The organism is Micromonospora sp. NPDC047756, from assembly GCF_055587245.1.
Window position 1 is genome coordinate 127,746 of the sequence record NZ_JBVJGQ010000005.1, and the last position, 25,115, is coordinate 152,860.

Below are 25,115 nucleotides of genomic sequence, written 5' to 3' on the forward strand. Positions count from 1 at the left end.
CGCCCAGCCCAGCCGAAAGCCGCCCAACGGGCAGCGGCCCGGCCGACAGCGCGCGCGGGCGGCCCAGCCCAGCCGAAAGCCGCCCAACGGGCAACGGCCCGGCCGACAGCGCGCGCGGGCGGCCCAGCCCAGCCGAAAGCCGCCCAACGGGCAACGACGCGGCCGGCAGCGCGCGCGGGCGGGCGGCCTGGCCGAAAACGGCCCAACGGGCAACGACGCGGTCGGGAGCAGCCCAGCCGGGAGCAGCCCGGTCAGACGTAGAGCGAGGTGAACGGCGCCCAGGGCAGGTTGCGTAGCACCGAGAAGGCCAGCCACGCGGCCAGGAAACCCCCGATGACCTTCGAGCTGATCCGCAGCTCGGGTAGGCGCCAACCGAACGCCTGGTTTCCCGCCCAGGCCACGAAGAGGTACGCGAGGAACGGCAGCGCGAAGACGAACAGGAAGTGGTGCCGGGCGGCGGCCGGCAGGTCGCCGTGCAGCACGTACCAGAGCGCGCGGGTGCCACCACAGCCCGGGCAGTCCAACCCGGTGGTCAACTTGAGCAGGCAGGTGGGCGCGGCGTCCGGGTCGGCGTAGGTCGGGTTGCTGAGCAGCGCGTAGCTCATGCCGATCGCGACGCAGCCGACCGCGGCCAGCGGCACTGCCCAGCGCGGGGAACGTTCGTAGAGCCGCAACACGAATCGGGTGAGCCGGTCCGGCTCAGGCGCCGGGTAGCCACCCGGCGGGGTGGTCGGCCAACCCTCCGGACCCGAGCCGTTGGGACCAACGCCACCGGGACCGAAGCCGCTGGGACCAACGCCGCTGGGACCAACGCCACCGGGACCGAAGCCGCCGGGAGCCGAGCCGCCGGGAGCCGAGCCAGCGGAACCCGCGCCGGCGGGATCGAAGCCGCCGAAAGCGGTCCCACCGTCGGCCGGTGCCGTGTGGACCGCGCCGGGGGCTGGATGCGGCTGGTCGACCGGTCCGGGAGCGCTCGTCACGCGCTCACGGTACACCGGACACGCCGGCCAACGCGGCGGTGAGCGGACCAGCCAGATCGCCGGCCGCTGGCGGGGCCACCGCATCCAGGCCGAGCCAACCGGCCAGGCGGTACAGCTCGGCGGCGAGCGCGACGGCGGTCTCCCCCGGGTCGGCGCCGGGTTCGAGCCAGGCGGCCGGCACGAGCAGCACCCCGGCCTTCCGATCGGCCTTCAGGTCGACCCGGGCGGTGAACCGGTCGCCCTGCAGGAACGGCAACACGTAGTAGCCGTAGACCCGCTGTGGCGCCGGGACGTAGATCTCGATCCGGTAGGTGAAGTCGAACAGCCGCTCGGTGCGGGCACGTTCCCAGATCAGCGGATCGAACGGGCTGACCAGCGTGTTGCCCCGCACCCAGCGGGGCATCCGGGCGGACGCGTGCAGCCACGCCGGCTGTCGCCAGCCCGCCACGGTGACCGGCACCAGCTCACCGGCCTCGGCCAGGTCGGCGACGGCCTGCCGGGCGCCGGCCAGCGGCAACCGGAAGTAGTCGCGCAGCTCCGGCTCGGCGGCGACCCCGAGGGACCGCGCGGCGAGCGCAACCAGCGTCCGGTACGCCTCGGCGTCGGTCGGGGTGGGCGCGGCCAGCACCGCCGCTGGCAGCACCCGCTCGGGCAGGTCGTAGCGGCGGGCGAAGGAGGTGCTGCGCTCGGCGGCGGTCACCTCGCCGGCCCAGAACAGGAACTCCAACGCGCGCTTGACCGCCGACCAGTTCCACCCCCAGTTGCCGGTCTCGCGGGGGGCGTCGTGCTCGATCTCCGCGGCGGTCAGCGGCCCCCGGGCGGCCACCTCGTCGCGGACCCAGGCGACCAGCTCCGGCTGCTCCTGGGCGATCCGCCGCATGCCGCCCCAGGATTCGCTGTGTGCCCGGGCCATTCGCCAGCGCAGCATCGGGTGCAGCTCCACCGGGACCAGCGACGCCTCGTGGCCCCAGTATTCGAACAGGTCACGCGGGCGTCGGTAGGCGGCCTGGTCGAGCAACGTGGTCGGATAGGGCCCGAGCCGGCTGTAGAGCGGCAGGTAGTGCGCCCGTTGCAGCACGTTGACCGAGTCCATCTGGATCAGCCCGACCCGGCCCAGCACGCGACGCAGGTGCCGGCGGGTGGGCATGCCCGTCGGCGTCGGGTCGGCGAAGCCCTGGGCGGCCAGCGCCACGCGGCGGGCCTGGGCGAGCGAGAGTGATTCGGGCGCGGTCATCGTCGGCGACCTTAATTCATCGGTACGACGCCGGTGCGGGAAGCTGGACGTGACGACCAACGGGGCATAGAACGGTGCAATGCTGACCATCCGTCGGGAGGAGCCGGACGACGCCGAGGCGGTCGCCCGGGTACACGTGCACGGCTGGCAGGCGGGCTACGCCGGCTTCATGCCGGACGAGGTGCTCGGGCGGCTCAACGTGGTGGCCTGGGCGCAACGTCGTCGCGACGTCGGCACCGCCGATCCGGAGCACCCGTTCATCACGCTGCTCGGCGAGGTGGACGGGTCGGTGGTGGGCTTCACCACCTTCGGGCCGTACCGCCGCAACCAGGACCGGGACGACCTGGACCCGACGGTCGGCGAGGTGGTGGCGCTCTACGTGGAGCCGGCCCACTGGGGTGACGGGACCGCGGCGGCGTTGCTGGACGCCGCCCGGAGCGGGCTCACCGAGCGGGGTTGGGCCGACTACCGGGCGTGGGTGCTGGCGGACAACCGGCGGGCCCGGCGGTTCTGCGAACGCGCCGGCCTGTCACCGGACGGTGAGCGGTCGACCTACCAGGTGCCGCTGGCCGGTGGGGGCCCGCCGGTCGGGCTGGTCGAGCTGCGGTACGCCGGACGCCTCGACAGCTGACCCGTTGTCGGTCAGCCACCGGCGGATCGGCAGGAAGGCCAGCAGCGCCAGACTGACCCACACGTAGGCGTTGCTGCCCAGGAAGCCGTCGACGCCGGTGAAGTCCTTCTCCCAGAACCAGACGGTCCGGCTGATCAGCAGCACGTACCCGATGGTCGCGGCGACCAGCAGGACCCGCCGTCGCCGGCCGGCCGGCGCGGCCATCGCGTTGTCGACCAGCAGGATCAACGCGGGCAGGAGCCAGACCAGGTGGTGCACCCAGGTGACCGGGCTGACCAGGCACATCACCGCGCCGGTCAGTGCCAGGCCGGTCGCCTCGTCGCCGGCCGCGACGGCGGCCCGGGACCGCCAGGCCCAGAGGGCCAGGGTGCCGAGCACCAGCAGCAGCCACAGCAGGGTGCTCGGGTGCTCCGGGTCGAGCCGGGCGACCACCCCGCGCAACGACTGGTTGGAGACGAAGGCCAGCTCGCCCACCCGCCCGGTGTTCCACAGGGCCTCGGTCCAGAACTCCCGGGACGCGTCCGGGAAGAGCGCGGCGGCCAGCAGCGACACCCCGGCGGCGGTGCCGCTGGCGGTCAGCGCCGCCCGCCAGCGCCCGGTCACCAGCAGGTAGACGATGAAGACGCCGGGGGTCAGTTTGATCGCCGTGGCGAGGCCGATGCCCACCCCGGCCCATCGGTTGCCGGCCGGCAGCAGGCGCAACAGGTCCACCGCCACCAGGAAGAGCAGCAGCGTGTTGACCTGACCGAAGTTGACGGTCTCACGCATCGGCTCGAACGCGGCGGCCAGGCAGAGCGCCACGGCGAGGGCGAACCACCGGGTCCAGCCGGCGCGGCGGGCGATCGGGTCGACGAGCCACCAGATCAGCACCGTGGTGGTGGCCACGCTGGCGAGGACGCTCACCACGATCGCGGCCGTCCATGGCAGGTACGCCATCGGCAGCATGACCAGGGCGGCGAACGGCGGGTAGGTGAAGCCGTACTGGGTGTTCGGCTTGAGGTAGTCGTAGATCTCCCCGCCGTCGTGCACCCACCACGTCAACGCGCCGTAGTAGACCTTCAGGTCGAAGAAGCCGTGCCGCACGGCAGCGACGGCGAGGAACCCGGTGACCGCCGCGGCGAGCACCACCACCCCGACGACCTGCGCGGTCGTCCTGTTGGCACCCTGCACCACCGTCGTCTCCCCCGCCCTGCGTAGGCTTCCGTCCCATGGCTCTCGGGTACGTCCGCCCGGCGCGTCCCGAGGACGCCGGCGAGATCGCACGCATCCAGCTCGCGACCTGGCGGGTCGCGTACCGCCGGATCCTGCCTCGGCATGTGCTCGACAACCTGGACGAGGCGTTCCTCGCCCGGCGGTGGAGCGCCGCGGTGCTGGAGCCGCCCTCGGGCGCGCACCGGGTGCTGGTCGCCGTCGAACAGGCCGAGCAATCGTATCTGGTGGGGTTCGCCGCCTCCGGCCCGGCCGACGGCGAGGCCCTGGCCCCGGGTGAGCCGGCCGACGCGCTCGGCCCGGACGTGGCGGCGGTGACCGACCTGCTGGTGGAGCCGCGCTGGGGTCGGCGCGGGCACGGTAGTCGGCTGCTCGCCGCCGCCGTCGACCTGTGGCGGGAGGACGGCATGAGTCGGGCGGTGGCCTGGGCGTTCGACGGTGACGAGGCGACCCGCACGTTTCTCACCAGCACCGGCTGGGAGCCCGACGGCGCGGCCCGGGCGCTCGACGTCGACGACATGCTGGTGCCTCAGGTGCGCCTGCATGTGGCGGTGCCGACCGAGCCACTCGCCGAGGACCGCCCCGGCGAGTGACCCGGCCGGGTCAGCCCTTGTCGGAGCCGTCGTTGGCGTCGCGGACGAAGTACCGCTGGAACACCACGAAGATGATCGCCACCGGGATGGTGGCCAGTAGCGCGGCACCGAGCTTGAGCGGGTACTGGGTGCCCTTGCCGAGCGAGCCGCTGACCAGGTCGGCCAGTCCGCGCGGCAGGGTGAACAGGTCCGGGTCCTGCACCGACACCAGGCTGTGTGGGAACTCGTTCCAGGAGCCCTGGAACGACAGGATGGTCAGGGTGATCAGCGCCGGTTTCGCCATCGGCAGCACCACCGACCAGAAGGTACGGAAGATGCTCGCCCCGTCGATCCGGGCGGCCTCCTCGACACTGACCGGGATCGACTCGAAGAACTGTTTCATGATGAACACGCCGGCCGCGTCGGCCAGCAGCGGCACCACCAGACCGGCGTAGCTGTTGTAGAGGCCGAGCTGGTTGAGCACCAGGAACTTCGGGATGAGCAGCACCACCCCGGGCACCGCCATCACCGCGATGACCGCCGCGAACAGCCCGCCGCGACCGGCGAACCGCAGCCGGGCCAGCGCGTACCCGGCGAGCGAGTCGAAGAACACCCGGCCGAGGGTGACCAGCACCGTCACCAGCAGCGAGTTGCCCAGCCACAGCGGAAAGTTGGTGCCGGCGAAGATCCGTTCGAAGCCGGCCAGGCTGAGCGGGTCGGGGAACGGTGACAGCGGGTTCGCCGCCGCGTCGGGCTCGGTCTTGAGCGAGTTGCCGATCTGGATGACGAACGGGTAGAGGAACACCAGCGCGAAGAAGACGAGTGTGGCGTACCCCAGGAATCGGCTGGCGAGGGTGCGGGCCGCGCGCTGCTGACGCCGCGCGGGCGCCGCCGGGCGGTCGGTGAGCACTGCCATCTCAGGACCTCTCCGGTACGCGTCGACGCCGCCAGCCGCGTCGCGGCCGGTCGGTGTCCCGCTCGGCCAGCGCCCGGCGCTGGATCAGCGTGAGCACGATGATGATCAGGAACAGGACGAACGAGATCGCCGCGCCGGAGCCGTAGTCGAAGTCCCGGAAGGCGGTCCGGTACGACAGGTACGCCGGGGTGAGCGTGGTCTTGGCCGGGTCACCCTGGCTCATCACGTACACCTGGTCGAAGACCTGCCAGGAGCCGATCATGCCGAGGGTGAGCACCAGGAAGGTGGTGGGTCTGATCATCGGCAGGGTGACGTATCGGAAGCGCTGCCACCGGGACGCGCCGTCGAGGGTGCTGGCCTCGTCGAGCGTGACCGGCACGTTCTGCAGCCCGGCGAGGAACATCAGCATGAAGGTGCCGGAGGTGGTCCAGACCACCAACGTGATGATCGACATCATCGCCACGCTCGGGCCGGCCAACCAGTCCCACCAGCTCAACCCGAACGGCCCGCCGTCGGTCAGTGCTGCCGGTGGCGACTCCACGCCGACCGCGCCGAACAGCAGGTGCAGCACGCCCCGGGAGTCGGCGAACCACTCCGGGCCGTCGATGCCGAAGAAGCCGAGCAGCGCGTTCACCGCGCCGGAGTTGGCGAAGAGGAACAGGAACACCACGCTGATCGCGACCGAGCTGGTGACCGAGGGGAAGTAGAAGGCGCTGCGGAAGAAGCTCTTGCCCTTGAGCATCCTGTTGTTGACGACCAACGCCAGTCCGAGCGCCAGCACCGTCTGCGCCGGCACCACGATCGCCACGTAGTAGATGTTGTTGCGGATGCTGGTCATGAAGTCGCGACGGGCCAGCCCGTCCTCGGTGAACAACTGGGTGTAGTTGTGGCCGCCGACGAACGGGACGTCGCCGGTGAACGGGCTGCCCTGGCCATTCCAGTCGGTGAGGCTGACCCAGAGCGCCATCAGGATCGGCAGCAGCAGGAACAGCCCCAGAATGACGATCACCGGCGCGACGAAGAGCCAGCCGGCGAGGTTCTCGTTGCTGCGGATGCCGCCCCTGCGTCGGCGAGGGTCCGACCCGGGCGCGGTCGCCGCGGCGGTCAGTGTCTCGGTTGCCATCTTTCCTCCCTCCCTTCCTCTCTCCGGCCGACGTGCGGCGGGGGCCCAGGTGAACACCTGGGCCCCCGCCGTCACCTCAGCTGCCGCCGAGCGCCGCCTTGGCGTTCTTGTCGAAGTTCTGCAGGACGGTCTTCGGGTCGCCGTTGGCCAGCCCCTGCAGACCGGTGTCGAGGTCCTTGAGGACGCTGTCCATCTTCGGGGCGTTCACCGGGCCCTGGGCGTACGCGGCGCCGTCGATGAACGGCTTGTCGGCCGGGAAGGCGCTGGTGTACTGCTCGCCCGCGGACTGCCGGGACGGCATGACGCCGAACGCCTTCGCGAAGGCCATCTGCTGCTCGCCGCTGGTCATCGCCTCGACGAACTTGATCGCCTGGTCCTTGTACTTGCTCTTGGCGGCGACACCCCAGCACTGGGTGAAGGACAGGGTGCCCTGCCCCTTGGGACCGGCCGGCAGCGCCACCACCTTGTACTTCACGTTCGGGAAGTCGTTCTGCAGGGCACCCTTGATCCAGTTGCCCTCGATGGTCATCACTGCCTTGCCCTTGCCGAACGCCTCACCGGACCAGCCGGCGTCGAGCTGCTTCGGGTACTTCGCCAGGCCGGTGGTGAGCATGGTCTTGACGTACTGGAGGGCGGCCAGGTTCTCCGGGGTGTCGGCGGTGGGCTGCTTGCCGTCCTTGCTGGTCAGCCAGCCCCCGTTCTGCACCATGAAGGCGCCGATCCGGTCCCGGGTGTCACCGATGGCGAGCGGGACCTGCCCCTTCGCCTTGATCTTCTGGGCGACCGCGGTGAGCTGGTCCCAGGTCGTCGGCACGTCGGCGTCGGTCAGCCCGGCCTTGGCCCACAGGTCGGTGTTGATCTGCAGGGCCAGCGTGGAGAAGTCCTTGGGTGCGCAGTAGAGCTTGCCGTCGTACGTGAAGGTGGTGCGCAGGCTCTCGTAGAAGTCGCCGGAGTTGCTGATCTTGTCGCCGTAGGGTTCCAGGGCGCCGACGCTGGCGTAGTCGGCGAACTGGGCCGCGTCCACGTAGAAGACGTCCGGCGGGGTGCCGCCGGCGAGAGCCTGACCGAGCTGCTGGGTGAGGTCCTGCGCCGGGGTGACGGTGGCGGTGTTGCCGGAGCTGCCGGCCCACGTCGCGGCGGCGTCCTGCACCGCCTTGGTCTCGGCCTCGCCGGACGAGCCGATCAGGATCTGCAGGCTGGCCGGGCCGCTGGACTGGGCGGTGTCGCTGGAGGAGTCGTCGAAGCCGCTGCCGCAGGCGGCGGAGCCGAGGAGGGCGACGGCGGCGAGGCCGGCCACCGCTGCCCGGGTGATTGTTCGGGGTGCCATGGTTTCTCCTGGTGGGGGGTGTGGGACTACGCGGTGTGCCGCAGCGCCAGCGAGGGCTGGAGCAGCACGGGGGTAGGGGTCTCGTGGTCGCCGTCGAGGACCCCGGTGAGCAGGTCCACGCAGCGGGCGGCGGCGTCGCCGAGCGGTTGGCTGACGCTCGTCAGCCCGACCGCGGCGGCCACCGGCGTGTCGTCGAAGCCGATCACCGACACCTGCGGGTCGACGCCGCGGATCGCCTGGAGGGCACCGAGGGCGAGTGAGTCGCTGGCGCAGACCACGGCGCTCGGCGCCACGGTGACCAGCAGGTCACGCATCAATCGCTCCCCCTCGGCGATGCCGTCCTCGGTCTCCCGGTGCAGCCCGGTCGGGTCGACGCCGGCCTCGCGCAGCGCGTCGCGCCAGCCGGCCCGCCGGTCGTCGCCGACTCCGGAGCCGTCGGGCCAGCCGATGAAGGCGATCCGCCGGTGGCCGGCGTCCAGCAGGTGCCGGGCGGCCTGGGCGGTGCCAGCGGCGCCGTCCACGTCCACCCAGGGGTGCGCGTCGAGCGCGTCCCACGGGCGACCGAAGGTCACGAACGGTACGTCCCGGCCGGCGAGCCATTCGGTACGCGGGTCGCCGTACTTGGTGCCCACCAGCACGAACGCGTCCAACTCGTAGGTGCCGAGCAGGTCGCCGTAGGTGGCGATCTCCCGTTCGTCGTCGGTGGCGGTGTAGAGCAGCACCCGGTAGCCGGCGGCGTCGGCGGTTTCGGTGAGGCCGTGCAGGAAGCGGTCGAGCACGGAGCCGTTGATGCCGTCGCGGGTCGGGTCGATGCGGGCGGCGATGAGGCGGGACCGGCCGGTACGCATCTGGCGGGCGGCCTGGTTGGCCCGATAGCCGAGCGCGTTGATCGCGTCCTGGACCCGCTGACGGGTCTCCTGCCGCACGATGTGCGGGCTGTTGAGGACGTTGGACACGGTCTGCCGGCTGACTCGGGCGTGCCGGGCCACCGTCGCGATGGTCACCTTTTCGGCCACTTAATCCCTCTCGCCATCTTGAACGATCCAATTTGGATAAGGCAGGATTGGATCGTTCAAGTTTCTGGAATGTTTCGCACTTTGCACCGCCAGGGGCGCGTTGTCAAGACGGCCGCCCCGCACCCCGAGGATCTGGAGCCACACCGTGATCGAACGCCAGCTGCAACCCCTCCTGCACGAGTTGGCAGGGGTGGTCTTCGCCCCGACCAGCGCGTTGGGGGACGCGACCGGGCAGATCCGCCCGACCGGCGTCCAGGGCGTCTTCCACGCCGACGCGCGGGTGCTCTCCCGTGCCGAACTGCGGGTCGACGAACGGGAACTCGAGGGATTGACCCGCGGCGACGACGGCCCGCACGGTGCACGCTTCGTCGGCCTGGCCCGCTGGCTGGGCGACCCCACCCCCGACCCGACGGTCCGCGTCGACCGGCTGCGCCGGGCCACCCGCAACGGCCTCACCGAGGAGCTGCGGATCGTCTCCACCGCCACTGTCGACGTAACCGCCACCGTCACCGTCGACCTCGGCTGCGACCTGGCACCCATCGAGGCCGTCAAGTCCGGTAGCGCCGCCGCCGCGCTGGAGGCCAAGACCGGCCAGCCGGGCGTGCTCACCTGGTCGGGAGCGGGAATCACCGTCACCGTCACCGCGTCCGGCGCGGACGTGCTGGCCGACGGCGAGCGTGCCACCGCGCCACGGCTGGCGTGGCCGGTCCACCTGCCTCCCGGCGGCGAGACCGTGCTGCGCTGGCAGGTGGCCGTCGAGGACCCGCGCGCCGTCGTCGTCGGCCCGGCCGGCGAGCCGGAGTGGTCCCGACCCGAGGTGACCGCCGACGACCGACGCCTGGCCCGACTGCTGGACCGCAGCCTCGACGATCTGCGCGGCCTCCGACTGGCCGAGACCGGCGCCCCCGGGGACGTGTTCCTCGCCGCCGGGGTGCCGTGGTTCCTCACCCTGTTCGGCCGGGACAGTCTCTGGGCCGCCCGGATGATGCTGCCGCTCGGCACCGACCTGGCCGCCGGCACCCTGCGCGTACTCGCCCGCCGGCAGGGCACCCGGCTCGACCCGGCGACCGGCGAAGCCCCCGGCAAGATCCTCCACGAGCTGCGCCGACACGAGTTCACGGTGCCCGGCAACGGCCTGCGCCTTCCACCGGCGTACTACGGCACCGTCGACGCCACGATGCTCTGGGTCAACCTGCTGCACGACGCCTGGCGCTGGGGCATGCCCGCCGAGCAGGTCGAGCCCCTGCTGCCGCACCTGGAGGCGGCTCTGCGCTGGCTCGGCGAGCACGCCGACCCCGACGGCGACGGCCTGGTCGAGTACGTCGACACCACCGGGCACGGGCTGTCCAACCAGGGTTGGAAGGACTCCGGTGACGCCGTCCGATTCCGCGACGGCACCCTGGCCACCGCGCCGATCGTGCTGGCCGAGGTGCAGGGTTACGCGCACGAGGCGGCAGTGAACGGCGCCGCCCTGCTGGACGCCTTCGGCCGACCGGACGCCGACCGGTGGCGCGAGCACGCGGCCGCGCTTGTCGGCCGGTTCCGCGAGAGCTTCTGGGTCGACGGCCGCCACGGGCCGCAACCCGCGCTCGCCCTCGACCGCGACAAGCGCCCGGTCGACTCGCTGACCAGCAACATCGGCCACCTGCTCGGTACCGGCCTGCTCGACCGGGACGAGGAAGCCCAGGTCGCGCACCTGCTCACCACCGACACCATGGCCGCCGGGTTCGGGCTGCGGACCATGTCCAGCGACGACGCCGGCTTCAGCCCGCTGTCGTACCACTGTGGCTCGATCTGGACCCACGACACGGCGATCGTGCTCGGTGGGCTGGCCCGCGCCGGGCACCGGAAGGCCGCGCTCGGCCTGACCGAAGGGCTGCTCAGCGCGGCCGAGGCGTTCGACTACCGGATGCCGGAACTGTACGGCGGCGACGACCGCGCACTGGTGAACCGGCCGGTTCCGTACCCGGCCGCGTGTCGACCGCAGGCGTGGGCCGCGACGGGTGCGGTGCTGCTGCTCCAGGCCGCAACGGGGCTCTACCCGGACGTGCCGGGCGGCACGGTCCGACTGGCACCCCTGGCGGGAGCAGAGTTGGGTGCGGTAGCGGTCGACGGCCTCCGCGTGGCGAACACCCGGGTGCACGTGTCTGTCGACCGCGCCGGCGAAGCCACAGTCACCGGCCTCCCCACCCCGCTAACCCCAACCCTCCCCACCCAACGCCGCCCCAAATCCCCAACCCACCCCAGCTAACCCACCCCTGCCCACGCCCCACTGCAAGCCCCCACCCCCTCCCCAGCACCCCGTCCCCGCCGACGCTGCGTCCCCGCTGCCGCCAACACCCCGCCCCGTCCCCGTCCCCGTCCCCGTCCCCGTCCCCGTCCGTCGATCATGGAGTTGTGGTGGGCAACAGCTCCGCGTACGCCCCTTTTGTGAGGCACCACAACTCCATGATCGACGCCGGCCCGGCCGGACGCCCCGGCGATCTTGCAGTTTCGGTTGCCGTTACGGGTGGGATGTCCTCTATGCCGCGACAGGAAGTGCTAGATCGCGGGGGCCGGGGCCGGGGGCCGGGGGGTCAGGGGGGCGGGGGGTCAGGGGGTCGGGGTCAGGGGGTTTGTTCGGCGATCAGCTCTTCGTCGTCGACCTCGCCCGTCGGGTGGAAGCCCAGGGACTCGTAGAGGGCGGCAGCCTGGGTGTTGTCGGGGTGGTACGAGAGGCGGACCGGGGGGTTGCCCTCCCGGGCCGCCAGCCAGGGAGCCAACGTCTGCACGGTGGCCCTGCCGACGCCCCGGCCCTGCTCGGCGGCGTCGATCAGCATCCCGCCGATCCAGTGTGAGCCGTCGTCGTCCACGCCCCACATGACGTGACCGACGACGGTCTCGTCGGCGTACACCGCCAGGGAGTTCCACACCTCGGAGCGGGTGCTCAGCAACAGATAGCGCGCGCCCAGCGCGGCCACGAATCGGCGCTGGTCGTCGTGCGGGGCAACGTCGGCCACCGCACGCCAGTTGTCGTCGTCTACCGGTCGCAGCGTCACTCGCCGCCCACGCCGGTCCAGGTGTCCACCATCGATCATCGGCGGATGCTACCCGGTCGGTCCGGGTGCGGAGATCGTGGACAGTTTCCGTCAGCGTGACGGCAACTGTCCACGATCTGCGCCAGGAACGAGGAAGCGGGCAGGCCCGAGCTCAGTCGAGCAGGGCGTCCAGGCCGACGGTGAGGCCGGGGCGGTTGCGCACCGCGCGGACGGCCAGCAGCACGCCCGGCATGAACGACACCCGGTCGTACGAGTCGTGCCGGATGGTCAGCGTCTCGCCGGTACCGCCGAACAGCACCTCCTGGTGGGCCACCAGGCCGGTGGCGCGCACCGCGTGGACGCGTACCCCGTCGATCTCGGCGCCGCGCGCACCCGGCACCTCGTCCTTCGTGGCGTCCGGGACCGGGCCGAGGCCGGCCTCGGCGCGGGCCTGGGCGATCTGCCGGGCGGTATGAGTGGCGGTGCCACTCGGGGCGTCCAGCTTGCGCGGGTGATGCTGCTCGATGATCTCGACGGACTCGAAGTGTCGGGCGGCCCGCGCGGCGAACTGCATCATCAGCACCGCGCCGATACCGAAGTTCGGGGCGATGACCACGCCCACCTCGGGCCGGTCGGTCAGCCAGCCGCGCACCTGCTCCAGCCGTTGCTCGGTGAAGCCGGTCGTGCCGACCACCGCGCTGATGCCCCGCTCGATGCACCACTGGAGGTTGTCCATGACGACGTCCGGCGTGGTGAAATCGACGACCACCTCGGCACTGGCCACGGCGGACCGGTCGTCGCCCTGGTCGATCGACGCCACCAGGGCGAGGTCGTCGGCGGCGTCGACCGCCTTGCAGACCTCGACGCCCATCCGGCCACGGGCACCGAACACGCCGACCCGCACCAGCCCGGCGGGGGTCTTCTCCTGCTCGTCAGTCACGGGGCACAACCTATCCCAATCGGGACGGGGGCTTCTGGCCGGATCCGGGGCATCCACCCGCCGAGACGGCGCGCCCAACAAGGGCCGCACCGCGCTGCAACGGAAGGACTCGGGCCGCGCTGGGGACGGAGGACTCAGACCGCCCAACAGCGAAAGGACGCAGACCGCGCAAACAGCGGAAGGACTCAGACCGCGAAGTCGCCCGCGCCGAAGGGGCCCACGACGGCCAGCGACATCGGCCGGTTGAGCAGCTCGGCAGCGAGCACGTTCACGTCCTCCACGGTGACCTCGTCGACCCGGCGGAGCAGCTCGTCGACGGGCATCAGGTCGCCGTAGAGCAGCTCACCCTTGGCCAGTCGGCTCATCCGGGAACCGGTGTCCTCCAGGCCGAGCACGAACGACCCCTTGCTCATCCCCTTGCCCCGGGCCACCTCGGCCTCGGTCAACCCGTCGGCGGCCACCCGGGCCAGCTCGGCGCGGGTCAGGGCCAGCACCTCGTCCACCTTGCCCGGCGCGCAGCCGGCGTAGACGGCGAACAGGCCGGTGTCGGCGTACTGGCTGGCGTAGGAGTAGACCGAGTACGCGAGGCCACGCTGCTCGCGGATCTCCTGGAACAGCCGGCTGGACATGCCACCGCCGAGCACGTTGTTGAGCACCCCGAGGGCGAACCGTCGATCGTCGAGCCGGTCGATGCCGGGGCAGCCGAGGATGACGTGTGCCTGCTCGGTCTCCTTCGGCTCCACCAGTGTGGTCGCCGGCTTGGTGCGTACCGCCGGGGTCGCCGCGCGGTGCGGCGCCGGGCCGGCCGGGTCGCTGTCCAGCGGGGTTCCGCGCACGGCCTGACGGACCAGCTTGACCACCGCGGAGTGGTCGAGGTTGCCGGCGGCGGCGATGACGATCTGCGGCGCGGTGTAACGACCCCGGTAGAAGGTCTGGATCTGCCGTCGGGTCATCGGGGTGACGGTCTCCGCGGTGCCGGAGATCAGCCGGCCCAGCGGGTGATCGCCGTAGACGGCCTGGACGAAGAGGTCGTGCACCTCGTCACCCGGCTCGTCGTCGTGCATGGCGATCTCCTCCAGGATCACGCCACGCTCGGTCTCGACGTCGGCCGCCTCCAGCAGCGAGTCCGCGACCAGATCGCACATCACGTCGATCGCCAGCGGCAGGTCCTCGTCCAGCACGCGGGCGTAGTAGCAGGTGTATTCCTTCGTGGTGAAGGCGTTGGTCTCGCCACCCACCGCCTCGATCTGCGAGGAGATCTCCAGTGCGGTGCGCTTGTGGGTGCCCTTGAAGAGCAGGTGCTCGAGGAAGTGCGCGGCCCCGGCCTGCGGGCCGGTCTCGTCACGCGAGCCGACCGCAACCCAGATGCCGAACGAGACGCTGCGCATCGCCGGAATCGCCTCGGTGAGGACGCGCAGGCCGCTGGGCAGCACGGTACGACGTACCGTGCCGCCCAGCGGGTCGTCGCTGAGCGTCCGGGTCACCGCGCGGGCGGTGCCGCCGGAGCGGCCCGCCCCGGTGTCCCGAACTCGACTCGCTTGGCTGGCCCGCCAGCCGGGGGCCACCCCCCGTCGATCCGGTGGAAACGGCGCGCTGATGGCCCGACTCACGACTTGCTCCCGGTTCGACGAGGGGTGGGTGATGCGTTGTGCGACGGTCAGCTGTGCCGGGTCCGACGGCGCGGACGCTCGCCGCCCTCGCCACCCTCGCCGCCGCCACCCTCGCCGCCGCGCTCCGGGCCACGCCCGCCACGGTCGCCGCCACGCTCACGGTCGCCGCGGTCACGCGGAGCCCGGTCGCCCCGGTCCCGACCAGCCGGCCGGTCGCCAGCGGCGGCCTCACCGGCGGCCGGAGCCTCGGTGCCCTCCGGACGGACCTTGTCGAGGTAGATCTTGCCGCGGGCGTCGATGTCCGCGATCTCGACCTCGACCCGGTCACCGACGTTGAGGAAGTCCTCGACGCGCTCGACCCGCTTGCCGTCGCCCACCTTGGAGATGTGCAGCAGGCCGTCACGGCCCGGCAGGAGCGAGATGAACGCGCCGAACGCGGCGGTCTTGACCACCGTGCCGAGGAACCGCTCGCCCTGCTTCGGCAGCGTCGGGTTGGCGATGCCGTTGATCCGGTCGACGGCCGCCTGGGCCGACGGGCCGTTGGTGGCGCCGACGTAGATCGTGCCGTCGTCCTCGATGGAGATCTCGGCGCCGGTCTCGTCCTGGATCGCGTTGATGGTCTGCCCCTTCGGGCCGATCACCATGCCGATCTTGTCCACCGGGATCTTGACGGTGGTGACCCGCGGCGCGTAGTCGGACATCTCGGCCGGAGCCTCGATCGCCGCCTTCATGACACCGAGGATGATTTGCCGGGCCTCGTTCGCCTGCTGCAACGCGGCGGCCAGCACGTCCGACGGGATGCCGTTGAGCTTGGTGTCGAGCTGGAGCGCGGTGACGAACTCCGGCGTGCCGGCGACCTTGAAGTCCATGTCACCGAACGCGTCCTCGGCACCGAGGATGTCGGTCAGCGTCACGTACTGGGTCTTGCCGTCCACCTCGTCGGAGATGAGCCCCATCGCGATGCCGGCGACCGGCGCCTTCAGCGGAACACCTGCGGAGAGCAGGCCCAGCGTCGACGCGCAGACCGAACCCATCGAGGTGGAGCCGTTGGAGCCGAGCGCCTCCGACACCTGCCGGATGGCGTACGGGAACTCCTCGCGCGAGGGCAGCACGGGGATCAGCGCGCGCTCGGCGAGCGCGCCGTGGCCAATCTCGCGACGCTTCGGCGAGCCGACCCGGCCGGTCTCACCGGTCGAGTACGGCGGGAAGTTGTAGTTGTGCATGTAGCGCTTGCGGTTCTCGGGGGACAGCGTGTCCACCATCTGCTCCATGCGGAGCATGTTCAGCGTGGTGACGCCCAGGATCTGGGTCTCGCCCCGCTCGAACAGTGCCGAACCGTGCACCCGGGGCAGCACGCCGACCTCGGCGGTCAGCGCCCGGATGTCGCGCGGGCCACGCCCGTCCATGCGGACCTGCTCGCGCAGCACGCGGTTGCGCACCTCGGACTTGGTCAGCGACCGGAAGGCAGCGCTGAGCTCCTTCTCCCGACCCTCGAACCGAGCGCCCAGCTCCTCGGCGACCCGGGCCTTGACCCGGTCCAGGGCCTCCTCGCGGTCGGCCTTGCCGGCGATGGTGATCGCCTCGGCCACGTCACCGCGAGCGAACTCGGCGACGGCGTCGTACACGTCGTCCTGGTAGTCCAGGAAGACCGGGAACTCGGTGACCGGCTTGGCGGCGACCTCGGCCAGCTCGCTCTGCGCGCGGCACAGCTCGCGGATCGCCGGCTTGGCGGCCTCCAGGCCGCTGGCGACGACCTCCTCGGTCGGGGCGGTGGCACCGGCCGAGATGAGGGTGACGGCGTTCGGGGTGGCCTCGGCCTCGACCATCATGATCGCGACGTCGCCGTCCTCGAGCGTGCGGCCGGCGACGACCATGTCGAAGGTGGCGCGGGCCAGCTCCTCCAGGGTCGGGAAGGCGACCCACTGGCCGTCGATGTGGGCGACGCGGGTCGCACCGATCGGGCCGGAGAACGGCAGGCCGGAGAGCTTGGTCGACATCGAGGCGGCGTTGATCGCCACGACGTCGTACGGGTGCTGCGGGTCGAGCGCGAGGATGGTCTCGACGACCTGGACCTCGTTGCGCAGGCCCTTGACGAAGGACGGGCGCAGCGGCCGGTCGATCAGCCGGCAGGTGAGGATCGCGTCCTCGCTGGGCCGACCCTCGCGGCGGAAGAACGAGCCGGGGATGCGGCCCGCGGCGTACATCCGCTCCTCGACGTCGACGGTCAGCGGGAAGAAGTCGAACTGCTCCTTCGGGTGCTTACCGGCGGTCGTGGCGGAGAGAACGACCGTCTCGCCCAGCTGGGCGATGACGGAACCGGCGGCCTGGCGAGCCAGCCGGCCGGTGGAGAAGGTGATCTCGCGGGTGCCGAAGGACCCGTTGTCGATCACGGCGGTGCGGGATTCGGTGCCGAGTTTGGTCTCGGTCATGTGCTGTCGTGCTCCTTCGCGTCGTGGGCCCACGACATCGGGGAGCTGCTCAGCCGGCCGGTCTTCGATCGAAGCGCCCGGGGGCCGGCATGATGCCGGGGTTCCCGGGGGCCACTACCGGAGACCGGTACGCTGACCGGCTCCCTCTCGGGTGGTCGCGCGGCCCGTGTTTCTTCAGGTGGGACGCGGTACGGGGGAGCAGCCGACCGGCCACTCCCCCGTCACGTCACCGGCGCAGACCGAGCCGCTCGATGAGCGACCGGTAGCGGGCAATGTCCTTCTTCTGGACGTAGTTGAGCAACCGACGGCGACGGCCGACCAGCAGCAGCAGCCCACGGCGGCTGTGGTGGTCGTGCTTGTGCACCTTCAGGTGCTCGGTCAGCTCGGCGATCCGCTTGGTGAGGACCGCTACCTGGACCTCCGGCGAACCGGTGTCGCCCTCGGCGGTCGCGTACTCCGCGCGGATGCTGGCCTTGGCTTCCTGATCGAGCGCCATGTTCTCCCTGTTTCGATGGGTTGATCAAGTGGGTGTCCGTCGTCCCGATGGACCGGGAACGGACCGGCACCTCGCACCCGCGGCGTCGAGCAGGCACGCGAGGCCCCACGCCGGTCACCCGACGTCCCGGCAAGACTACCAGCACTCGCCGGTAACACCCGGCGAAGGGCCTCGGTGGCGGCCCGGCGCCCCGGCACGATCAGGCCAGTACGCGCCGGGTGCGCTCGACGTCCTGATTCATCTGGGCGATCAACGGCTCGATCGAGTCGTACCGGATCTGGCCCCGCAGGTGCGCCACGAAGTCCAGGGCCAGCCGCTCGCCGTACAGGTCGCCGGAGAAGTCCAGCGCGTACGCCTCCACCCGTCGCTCCCGGCCGGAGAAGGTCGGATTGGTGCCCACGGACACCGCCGCCAGCAACGGCTCGTGGTGACCGCGACGGATCAGCCGGGCCGCGTACACGCCGTCGGCGGGCACCGCCGCGTACCGGTGACACAGCAGGTTGGCGGTGGGGAAGCCCAGCTCCCGGCCTCGCTGGTCGCCGCGGACCACGACGCCCTCCACCCGGTGTGGGCGGCCCAGCGCGCCGGCCGCCGCGCCCACGTCACCCGCGTCGACGCAGGACCGGATGTACGTGGAGGAGAAGACGGTGCCGGCCTCGGCGACCAGCGGGGCGCCCTCCACGCCGAAGCCGAACGTCTGACCCAGCCGTTCCAACAACGCCACGTCGCCGGCGGCCCGGTGCCCGAAGCGGAAGTTGCCGCCGACCACCACCAACGCGGCGTGCAGGTTCTCGACCAGGACGTCGTGCACGAATTGCTCGGCCGGCACCCGGGAGAACTCCGGGGTGAACGGCACCACGCAGAGCACGTCCACGCCGAGCGCCTCGATCAGCTCGGCCTTACGGGCCGGCTCGGTGAGCACCGCCGGGTGCGAACCGGGGCGAACCACCTCGGCCGGGTGCGGGTCGAAGGTGACCACCACCGACTGCACGCCCAACTCGCGGGCCCGGGCCACGGCGTGCCCGATGGTCGCCTGGTGCCCCTTGTGCACGCCGTCGAAGACCCCGATGGTGACCACCGAGCGTCCCCATCCGCCAGGCGCCGCGTCGTAGCCCCGCCACCGCTGCATGCCGTTCCTCTCTGCTGTCCCGCCGGCCGGCGGGTCGACACCGCCGGCCGCGGGCCGGCGGACCTGCGCTGCGCTGTCAGGCCGGTGCGAGCACGATCTCCGCGCGGGCCCGTCCGTCCCGCTCGCTGACGATAGCGATCAGGCCGCCGGCCGGCCCGAAGACGGCGTACGGCCCGGTCAGGCCGGCCGGGTCCAACGGTCCTCCGTGGGCGAGCACCCGGGCCTCGTCCGGCGTGGCCTCCCGGCGCGCGAAGAACCGGTCGGCCGCCGCGTCCAGTGGCAGGTTCACCACGTCCGGGGCGCGCTGTTCCAGCTCGTCGAGGGTCGCCGCCTCGGCGAGGGTGAAGCCGCCCACCGCGGTGCGCCGCAGGGCCGTGAGGTGCCCGCCGACGCCGAGCGCCAGGCCGGCGTCGCGGGCGATGGCCCGGATGTACGTGCCGGAGGAGCAGGTCACGTCCACGTCCACGTCCACCACGTCCGGCTCGGTGCGGCGGATCGCCAGCACCTCCAGCCGGGAGATGGTGACCCGCCGCGCCGGCAGCTCGACGCTCTCCCCGTCGCGGACCCGCTTGTACGCCCGTTGTCCGTCGATCTTGATGGCGCTGACCGCGCTCGGCACCTGGTCGACCTCGCCGCTCAGTCCGGCCAGCGCCGAGGAGATCGCGTCGTCGGTGACCTGCCCGGCCGGCACGGTGGCGGTCACGTCGCCCTCGGCGTCGTCGGTGACTGTGGTCTGGCCGAGCCGGATCGTGCCGGTGTAGCTCTTGCCCGCGCCGATCACGTAGGTCAGCAGCCGGGTGGCCCGGCCGACACCGATCACCAGCACGCCGGTCGCCATCGGGTCGAGGGTGCCGCCGTGCCCGACCCGTCGGGTCTTCGCCAGTCGGCGGATGCGCGCCACCACGTCGTGCGACGTCATGCCGCCGGGCTTGTCGACCACGATCAGACCATCGGTGCTCACGTCGGCCAAGCCTGCCAGATGGCCCGTACTCCGCAGGCCGTGGGCACGCCCTGCGTGACCCGAGCCTCCGCTGACGCGGTCCGAGCCGCTCCTCGGGACGAGGCGTCCGTCCGCTGAAGATCAAGCGGGGCAGCCGTGCCGGGGCCGCGCTGGTGCTCGGCACCTACCATCTGCTCGCACGCCACCAGCGGCGGCGAGACTGACGGGGGAAGCATGGACAGCACGTCGTCGAGCGGGCCCACACCGAAGGACCCGGTCGATCCGCCACCGCCGCCCGCCGCGGTGGCGCAGGTCAACCCGGTGCAGCTACCGGATTGGCTCCGCACCTCGCAGACCGAGCATCAGCCCACCGGGTGGGACCGGGTCCGGTTCTTCTCGGCCCGGCACAACGGGGCCATGCTGCTTGGCCTCGGGCTGGTGCTGGCACTGCTGATGGTCATCGGCGGGGTGGTGTTGGTCGGTCGGGTCGCCGACGGTGTCCGCGCGTCCGCCTCGGCGAGTCCCACGCCGAGCCGCACCCCACCCGTGAGCAGGGTCGGCGAACCACGCGACCTGTTCGCCGGATCGCCGGCGGCCTCCTTCGCGCCCGCCGAGGAGGCCGTGCGGATGCCGGCGGCCAAGGGCACCGGGCCGTTCACCGCGACCCAGGTGCGGACAGCGCTGGAGTCGGTGCGCAAGGCGCTGATCGAGGGCCGGGTCGACATCTCGATGTTCTCCGGGGATCCGGAGCCGTTCCTCGCGCTGCTCGCCCCGGACGCTCGCGAACGGCTCCGGGCCGACTTCACCAATGGCAGCTTCCTGCGGTACGCCACCAGGATGGGGTCACCGTCGGAGTGGGAGTTCGGCGTCCGCGCCCACGGCCGGGTCAGTTACCGGGCCACCAGGCAGAACGGCGTCCGACTGCTGGAGGTCTCCACGGAGTTCGTCTGGGCGTACCCGTTCGACGTGGACCTGCGGGCTCCCGCCGGCGCGACAGTGGTGGCGCTACGCGACCGGGTGGTGTGGCAGGTGCCGCACCCGGACGACGTGCCGGCTTCCTCCCGCGGCCTCTGGATCACCTCGGCGGAGGCCGTGACCTGGAACGCGGACTGCTCTCAGCTCCGTGAGGGCTGGGTGCGGGAGCAGTTCTGGATGGCCGACGTGCACCGGGACCGGATACCGGCGGGCGACCCGGGCACCATCTTCGACCTTGACGCGCCCGCGCCGACCACCACGCGCTGCTGACCGGCGGGCCCCGGCGACCCGGTCAGCGGACCGCGCCGGTCACCGCCCACCTGCCGGTGCGCAGCCGCAGCAGCAGGGCGACCAGCCGGATCACCACGAACACCGTGAGCCCGGCCCAGATGCCGCCCAGCCCGAGGTTGAGCGCGTACGCCAGCCAGATGGCCGGCAGGAAACCGCCGAGCGCCGCCACGATGGTGAGGTTGCGCAGGTAACGCACGTCGCCGGCACCGATCAGCACACCGTCGAGGGCGAACACCACCCCGGCCAGCGGCAGCATGACGACGAACCACGGCCAGGCCACCATGGCCTGCTCGCGTACCCCCGCATCGGAGCTGAACCACGACGGCACCACGCCCGCGCCGGCGGCGACGAGCAGCGCGAAGCCCACGCCGCAGACGCCGCCGAGCAGCCCGACCCGGCGGGCGAGCGCCCGCGCGCCCGCGTCGTCGCCGGCGCCGAGCGCGGCGCCGACCAGGGACTGCGCGGCGATGGCGAGGGCGTCGAGGACCAGCGCGGTGAAGAACCAGAGTTGCAGGGCGATCTGGTGGGCGCCGACGGCGGCGGCGCCGAAGCGGGCGGCGACGGCGGTCGCGGACAGGAAGCTGGCCTGGAACGCCAGCCCACGGATCAGCAGGTCCCTGCTGAGGACCAGTTGCTGGCGGATCACGCGGGGTTGCGGGCGCAGCGACACCCGTTCACCGACCAGGGCGGCGGCGAAGAGCACCCCGCAGAGCGTCTGCGCGACGACGTTCGCCACGGCCGAGCCGACCAGACCCAGCCCGCCGGGATAGACCAGCAGCGGGCAGAGCAGCGCGGAGAGCAGGTTGGGGCCGAGCACGAAGTAGAGGGGGCGGCGAGTGTCCTGCACGCCGCGCAGCCAGCCGTTGCCGGCGGCGGCGAGGAGCAGGCCGGCAGCGCCGAGGGCCGCGATCCGCAACCACTGGGCGGCGGCGTCGGCGACCTCGCCACCACCACCGGCGAGGGTACGGGCGAGCGCGCCCCCGCCGAACTGCATGCCGATCGCGATCAGCAGACCGACACCGAACGCCAGCCAGGACGACTGGACGCCCTCGGCGACCGCGGCGGCCCGGTCACCCGCGCCGAAGCGGCGGGCCGCGCGTCCGGTGGTGCCGTAGGCGACCACGGTGCCCACCCAGGCGGTGAGCGTCATGACCGTGCCGCCGACGGCGAGCGCGGCGAGCGGCACCCGGCCGAGGTGACCGACCACGGCGGTGTCGACCAGCACGTAGAGCGGCTCGGCGGCGAGCACCACGAGGGCCGGCAGGGCGAGCGTGGCGATCCGCCGGGGCGAGGCGGGTCGGTGGAGGGTGGTGCCGGTCTGGCTCATCGCGGCCGATCCTGGCACGGCTGCGGTAAGGATCGCAATCCCGCCGACCACTTACCCTGGTCGGCACGTCCCGTCGGCGGCGGCACTCAGGCTCGTCCCGGCCCCGCGCGCCGCGCCTGCCGGCCGGGAGTCGGGGCCGTCGGTCGGTCTGGTCAGGCGCTTTGGAGCTGATGTCGTAGGCGAGTCACGCGATGACGTCGCAGACGAGTCACGCCGTCAGGGCCCAGACGAGACACCCACTGATGTCGCAGACGATTCAGCTCCAAAGGCCGCGCAGAGCGGTCCGGATCCTCCGATCGACCCGACCTGAGGGATCAGCGTCGGACCGGTCGAATCACTGGCGGGTGTCCATCGACGTCTGCAGCGCGCGGCGGGCCTGCTCGCGGGCGTCGTCGGTGGTGGTCTCGGGCTTGGGCTTGTTCGGCATGGTGGCGCTCCTCTTCCCAGGGCGGGAGCCGCCGGCACGCGGCGGCCCTCACGGGCGGTCCTGCTGAGCGCCCCACGGCGGTCCGGGGTTACCGGAGCAGCCGACTGGGCAGCGCGAGCCCGGGTCGATCCGACCCTGGAGGGAGGCGGCGCGGGGTGTGGCACCACCGCCCATGACCTGCGCCGCCACGCGGCACCGGCCTTCTCCCAAGTTATCGTTCAGGTCCACATACTGCTTACGGTTCCCGCCATTTGGACGGTCGGCAACCCGGCTCAGCGGGCCAGGAAGTGCCAGCCCAGCCACCACCAGAACCCGAACAGACCGATCCGGCCCACCGGCACCGAACCGACCTCGTAGCGCATCACGTAGGCACAGACCTCGCCCAGGGTGGGGATTCTCGAACCCTCCCGCCGGGCCATCCATTCGACCACCGCGAAGAGGATCAGCGAGGCGAGGAAGCCGCCGATCGCGAGCGCGCGCATCATCGCCGCACCAGCCCCCAGAAGGCGGCCAACCAGGCGAACCAGGCCGCCGACCTGGTCAGTTGATCCTCCAGGAGAGGATCGGCCAGCCGGGAGAAGGTGGGGAAGTCATCGCCGGCGGCCAGCACGAAGGTCACGCCCTCGAAGACCCCGAAGACCACCACCGGCACCGCCCACCAGGCCGCTCCCGCGCCCAGCCGGCGCGGTGCCGGCCGGCGGGGCACCCGGTTGCTCAGACCGAGCCAGATCAGCACCCCACCCGTCCCGAGGGTGAACAGATTCGCCTCGGTGGAGAAGGACGCGAACCGGCCACCGACGAGCGACAGGCAGACGAGAACGGGAACGGAGACGGCGGGCCGGTCCCAGGCGCGGGGGGCCTCCACGGTGAGGTCGTGCGGCTGCTCCATCCCGCAATTCTTCCCGGTATCACGGAACGCGGGAAGACCAACACTCCCCGGAGCTGACCCTGATCTTCCAGACCGGAAATCGAAGACGGCTCAGCCGATCAGCGCCGCGTCCAGCTGACCGCGGATCGACTCGACCACCTGCTCGACGGTGCCCCGACCGGTGAACCCGGCCGCGAACGTGTGCCCACCACCACCCAGCGCCACCGCGACCCGACTGACGTCCACAGCGCCCTTGCTGCGCATCGACACGGCCCACTCGGCCGGCCTGGTCTGTTTCACCACACAGCTCACATCCGCCTCGGCGGTGCAGCGCACGGAGTCGATCAGCGCCTCCAGCACGTACGGCCGCTGGTCGTGCCGGGCCAGGTCGTCGAGGGTGGCGAAGGTCCAGACCAGACCCCGACCCCCGGCGGCGGCCGGCTCCAGTCGAGCCCGGCCGAGCACCTCACCGAAGAGGCGGACCGCGCCGAAGGGCCGGGTGTCGAAGACCTGCCGGGAGATGTCACCCGGCGAGATGCCGGTCGCCAGCAGTCGGGCAGCCATCTGGTGCACCGCCGGAGTGGTCGCCGCGAACCGGAAGGAGCCGGTGTCAGTGGTCAGCGCCACGTAGAGGCACTCGGCGATGGCCGGGTCCACGACCACTCCGAGCCGGGCCAGCAGTTGCTCGACCACGACCGACGTGGCCGCCGCGCCCGGGTCGACCAGGTTGACGGTGCCGAAACCAGGGTTGGAGGCGTGGTGGTCGAGCACCAACGCCGCACCCGCCGACGACAACCGCCCGGCCAACTCGCCGAGACGCGACTGGCTCGCCGCGTCGAAGCAGATCACCAGATCGGGCGCCGGGTCGGCGGCGTCCGCCGGGACCAGCAGGTCCAGACCCGGCAGCCCGCGCAACGGCTCCGGCACCTCCGGCGGCCCCGGGAAGGTCGCCTGCACGTCGCGTACGCCGAGCTGCCGCAGGCCCAGACCGAAGCCGAGCATGCTGCCCAGCGCGTCGCCGTCCGGATTGATGTGGCAGATCAGCAGCACCCGGGCGGTCGGCGGGACAGCCCGCACCAACGCCTCGGCCTCGGCCCACGCCGCCTCGGCCGGGCCGAGCCCGGTCGAGGCGACGAACGCTGCGCTGGCGGTGCTGGTCACCGCGCTTCCCCACCCCGCGGGGTCTCCGTGACGTCGGCCTCGTCGGCCTCGCCCGTCTCGTCGTCCTCGTCATCCACCCGGTACGGCTGGGCCTCGCCCGCGTACTTCGCCTGGGCGGCGAGCCGCTGCACCTCGGCGTCGGCGTTGCGGGCGGCGGCGAGCAGGTCGTCGATGTGCTTGACCTGGTCCTGTACGTCGTCGAGGACGAACGCGAGGGTCGGCGAGTGGCGCAGCCCGAGCGCCTTGCCGACAGTGCTGCGCAGCATCCCCTTGGCGCTCTCCAGCGCTGCCGCGGTGTCCGCCTGGGCCACCGAGTCCCCGAGCACGGTGTAGAAGACCGTCGCGTCCCGCAGGTCAGCGGTAATCCGGGCGTCGGTGATGGTGATCATCCCGAGCCGCGGGTCCTTGATCTGGCTCCGCACCACCGACGCGACCAGCTCACGCACCCGTTCCGCGTGCCGGCGTACCTTGGCCGGATCAGACATCTCGCCACCTCC

23 protein-coding genes are annotated in these 25,115 nt (G+C 72.0%); 4 read left to right on the top strand and 19 right to left on the bottom strand.

All coding sequences use genetic code 11. The features are described 5' to 3' along the window. Positions 1–251: 251 nt before the first annotated feature. On the bottom strand, positions 252–980 hold the full coding sequence (locus ACZ6NZ_RS17245) for a DUF2752 domain-containing protein (protein ID WP_465858958.1): 729 nt from the start codon (positions 978–980) through the stop codon (positions 252–254). 4 nt (positions 981–984) lie between these two features. Then, a complete protein-coding gene (locus ACZ6NZ_RS17250) occupies positions 985–2,214 on the bottom strand; it encodes a winged helix-turn-helix domain-containing protein (protein ID WP_465858959.1) in 1,230 nt (409 codons plus the stop codon). A gap of 79 nt (positions 2,215–2,293) precedes the next feature. Here ACZ6NZ_RS17250 and ACZ6NZ_RS17255 point away from each other — a divergent pair, with 79 nt between their 5' ends. Then, positions 2,294–2,845, top strand: coding sequence for a GNAT family N-acetyltransferase (locus tag ACZ6NZ_RS17255; protein WP_366608334.1), 552 nt, complete (start codon positions 2,294–2,296; stop codon positions 2,843–2,845). Here ACZ6NZ_RS17255 and ACZ6NZ_RS17260 read toward each other — a convergent pair. Continuing rightward, entirely contained in the window at positions 2,744–4,018 is a 1,275-nt protein-coding gene (locus ACZ6NZ_RS17260; protein WP_465858960.1) for a glycosyltransferase 87 family protein, read from the bottom strand. The genes ACZ6NZ_RS17255 and ACZ6NZ_RS17260 overlap by 102 nt on opposite strands. A 35-nt stretch (positions 4,019–4,053) precedes the next feature. Here ACZ6NZ_RS17260 and ACZ6NZ_RS17265 point away from each other — a divergent pair, with 35 nt between their 5' ends. After that, the gene (locus ACZ6NZ_RS17265) at positions 4,054–4,647 is read left to right on the top strand and encodes a GNAT family N-acetyltransferase (RefSeq protein ID WP_465858961.1); all 594 of its coding nucleotides are present in this window, start codon (positions 4,054–4,056) and stop codon (positions 4,645–4,647) included. 10 nt (positions 4,648–4,657) lie between these two features. On the opposite strand, the gene ACZ6NZ_RS17270 is transcribed toward ACZ6NZ_RS17265, so the two are convergent. From ACZ6NZ_RS17270 to ACZ6NZ_RS17285, 4 genes are all read right to left on the bottom strand, one after another. Beyond that, entirely contained in the window at positions 4,658–5,542 is an 885-nt protein-coding gene (locus ACZ6NZ_RS17270; RefSeq protein WP_465858962.1) for a carbohydrate ABC transporter permease, read from the bottom strand. Between the two features lies 1 nt (position 5,543). Continuing rightward, positions 5,544–6,665, bottom strand: coding sequence for a carbohydrate ABC transporter permease (locus ACZ6NZ_RS17275; protein ID WP_465858963.1), 1,122 nt, complete (start codon positions 6,663–6,665; stop codon positions 5,544–5,546). 76 nt (positions 6,666–6,741) lie between these two features. Next, the gene (locus ACZ6NZ_RS17280; RefSeq protein WP_465858964.1) at positions 6,742–7,992 is read right to left on the bottom strand and encodes a sugar ABC transporter substrate-binding protein; all 1,251 of its coding nucleotides are present in this window, start codon (positions 7,990–7,992) and stop codon (positions 6,742–6,744) included. Positions 7,993–8,018: 26 nt separating this feature from the next. Then, positions 8,019–9,008 (bottom strand): LacI family DNA-binding transcriptional regulator, encoded by a 990-nt coding sequence (locus ACZ6NZ_RS17285; RefSeq protein ID WP_465858965.1) that lies wholly within the window; start codon positions 9,006–9,008, stop codon positions 8,019–8,021. A 145-nt stretch (positions 9,009–9,153) separates the two neighbouring features. On the opposite strand from ACZ6NZ_RS17285, the gene ACZ6NZ_RS17290 reads away from it, so the two are divergent. Beyond that, positions 9,154–11,259, top strand: coding sequence for an amylo-alpha-1,6-glucosidase (locus ACZ6NZ_RS17290; RefSeq protein WP_465858966.1), 2,106 nt, complete (start codon positions 9,154–9,156; stop codon positions 11,257–11,259). Between the two features lie 355 nt (positions 11,260–11,614). On the opposite strand, the gene ACZ6NZ_RS17295 is transcribed toward ACZ6NZ_RS17290, so the two are convergent. From ACZ6NZ_RS17295 to truB, 7 genes are all read right to left on the bottom strand, one after another. After that, positions 11,615–12,085, bottom strand: coding sequence for a GNAT family N-acetyltransferase (locus tag ACZ6NZ_RS17295; protein ID WP_465858967.1), 471 nt, complete (start codon positions 12,083–12,085; stop codon positions 11,615–11,617). Between the two features lie 112 nt (positions 12,086–12,197). Then, positions 12,198–12,965: a 4-hydroxy-tetrahydrodipicolinate reductase gene (gene dapB / locus ACZ6NZ_RS17300; protein ID WP_465858968.1), complete on the bottom strand. Its 768-nt coding sequence runs from the start codon at positions 12,963–12,965 to the stop codon at positions 12,198–12,200. Between the two features lie 185 nt (positions 12,966–13,150). Next, positions 13,151–14,575 (bottom strand): M16 family metallopeptidase, encoded by a 1,425-nt coding sequence (locus ACZ6NZ_RS17305; protein WP_366608324.1) that lies wholly within the window; start codon positions 14,573–14,575, stop codon positions 13,151–13,153. 47 nt (positions 14,576–14,622) lie between these two features. Next, positions 14,623–17,004, bottom strand: coding sequence for a polyribonucleotide nucleotidyltransferase (locus tag ACZ6NZ_RS17310; RefSeq protein ID WP_366608323.1), 2,382 nt, complete (start codon positions 17,002–17,004; stop codon positions 14,623–14,625). 226 nt (positions 17,005–17,230) lie between these two features. After that, entirely contained in the window at positions 17,231–17,500 is a 270-nt protein-coding gene (rpsO, locus tag ACZ6NZ_RS17315) for a 30S ribosomal protein S15 (protein WP_030337594.1), read from the bottom strand. 199 nt (positions 17,501–17,699) lie between these two features. Continuing rightward, the gene (locus ACZ6NZ_RS17320; RefSeq protein ID WP_465858969.1) at positions 17,700–18,629 is read right to left on the bottom strand and encodes a bifunctional riboflavin kinase/FAD synthetase; all 930 of its coding nucleotides are present in this window, start codon (positions 18,627–18,629) and stop codon (positions 17,700–17,702) included. A 76-nt stretch (positions 18,630–18,705) separates the two neighbouring features. Then, a complete protein-coding gene (truB, locus tag ACZ6NZ_RS17325) occupies positions 18,706–19,590 on the bottom strand; it encodes a tRNA pseudouridine(55) synthase TruB (RefSeq protein WP_465858970.1) in 885 nt (294 codons plus the stop codon). Positions 19,591–19,803: 213 nt separating this feature from the next. Between truB and ACZ6NZ_RS17330 the strand changes: the two genes are divergently transcribed. Next, entirely contained in the window at positions 19,804–20,814 is a 1,011-nt protein-coding gene (locus ACZ6NZ_RS17330) for a hypothetical protein (protein ID WP_465858971.1), read from the top strand. A gap of 22 nt (positions 20,815–20,836) precedes the next feature. On the opposite strand, the gene ACZ6NZ_RS17335 is transcribed toward ACZ6NZ_RS17330, so the two are convergent. The 5 genes from ACZ6NZ_RS17335 to rbfA form a co-directional block, all read right to left on the bottom strand. Next, positions 20,837–22,162, bottom strand: coding sequence for an MATE family efflux transporter (locus tag ACZ6NZ_RS17335; protein ID WP_465858972.1), 1,326 nt, complete (start codon positions 22,160–22,162; stop codon positions 20,837–20,839). 699 nt (positions 22,163–22,861) lie between these two features. Further along, the gene (locus ACZ6NZ_RS17340; protein WP_465859481.1) at positions 22,862–23,071 is read right to left on the bottom strand and encodes a DUF6186 family protein; all 210 of its coding nucleotides are present in this window, start codon (positions 23,069–23,071) and stop codon (positions 22,862–22,864) included. Next, on the bottom strand, positions 23,071–23,478 hold the full coding sequence (locus tag ACZ6NZ_RS17345) for a hypothetical protein (RefSeq protein WP_210784728.1): 408 nt from the start codon (positions 23,476–23,478) through the stop codon (positions 23,071–23,073). The genes ACZ6NZ_RS17340 and ACZ6NZ_RS17345 overlap by 1 nt, the downstream gene beginning before the upstream one ends. A gap of 90 nt (positions 23,479–23,568) precedes the next feature. Beyond that, a complete protein-coding gene (locus ACZ6NZ_RS17350; protein WP_465858973.1) occupies positions 23,569–24,618 on the bottom strand; it encodes a DHH family phosphoesterase in 1,050 nt (349 codons plus the stop codon). Further along, positions 24,615–25,103 carry a 30S ribosome-binding factor RbfA gene (gene rbfA / locus ACZ6NZ_RS17355; RefSeq protein ID WP_366608316.1) on the bottom strand — a complete coding sequence of 163 codons (489 nt, stop codon included), beginning with the start codon at positions 25,101–25,103 and terminating at the stop codon, positions 24,615–24,617. The genes ACZ6NZ_RS17350 and rbfA overlap by 4 nt, the downstream gene beginning before the upstream one ends. Positions 25,104–25,115 lie beyond the last annotated feature (12 nt).

Coding starts and splice junctions, on each gene's coding strand:
- ACZ6NZ_RS17340 (WP_465859481.1), bottom strand. CDS start 23,071: ATGCGCGCGCTCGCGATCGGCGGCTTCCTCGCCTCGCTGATCCTCTTC.
- ACZ6NZ_RS17250 (WP_465858959.1), bottom strand. CDS start 2,214: ATGACCGCGCCCGAATCACTCTCGCTCGCCCAGGCCCGCCGCGTGGCG.
- ACZ6NZ_RS17255 (WP_366608334.1), top strand. CDS start 2,294: ATGCTGACCATCCGTCGGGAGGAGCCGGACGACGCCGAGGCGGTCGCC.
- ACZ6NZ_RS17320 (WP_465858969.1), bottom strand. CDS start 18,629: ATGCAGCGGTGGCGGGGCTACGACGCGGCGCCTGGCGGATGGGGACGC.
- ACZ6NZ_RS17345 (WP_210784728.1), bottom strand. CDS start 23,478: ATGGAGCAGCCGCACGACCTCACCGTGGAGGCCCCCCGCGCCTGGGAC.
- rbfA (WP_366608316.1), bottom strand. CDS start 25,103: ATGTCTGATCCGGCCAAGGTACGCCGGCACGCGGAACGGGTGCGTGAG.
- ACZ6NZ_RS17310 (WP_366608323.1), bottom strand. CDS start 17,004: ATGACCGAGACCAAACTCGGCACCGAATCCCGCACCGCCGTGATCGAC.
- ACZ6NZ_RS17330 (WP_465858971.1), top strand. CDS start 19,804: ATGGACAGCACGTCGTCGAGCGGGCCCACACCGAAGGACCCGGTCGAT.
- ACZ6NZ_RS17295 (WP_465858967.1), bottom strand. CDS start 12,085: ATGATCGATGGTGGACACCTGGACCGGCGTGGGCGGCGAGTGACGCTG.
- rpsO (WP_030337594.1), bottom strand. CDS start 17,500: ATGGCGCTCGATCAGGAAGCCAAGGCCAGCATCCGCGCGGAGTACGCG.
- ACZ6NZ_RS17280 (WP_465858964.1), bottom strand. CDS start 7,992: ATGGCACCCCGAACAATCACCCGGGCAGCGGTGGCCGGCCTCGCCGCC.
- ACZ6NZ_RS17265 (WP_465858961.1), top strand. CDS start 4,054: ATGGCTCTCGGGTACGTCCGCCCGGCGCGTCCCGAGGACGCCGGCGAG.
- ACZ6NZ_RS17275 (WP_465858963.1), bottom strand. CDS start 6,665: ATGGCAACCGAGACACTGACCGCCGCGGCGACCGCGCCCGGGTCGGAC.
- ACZ6NZ_RS17335 (WP_465858972.1), bottom strand. CDS start 22,162: ATGAGCCAGACCGGCACCACCCTCCACCGACCCGCCTCGCCCCGGCGG.
- ACZ6NZ_RS17270 (WP_465858962.1), bottom strand. CDS start 5,542: ATGGCAGTGCTCACCGACCGCCCGGCGGCGCCCGCGCGGCGTCAGCAG.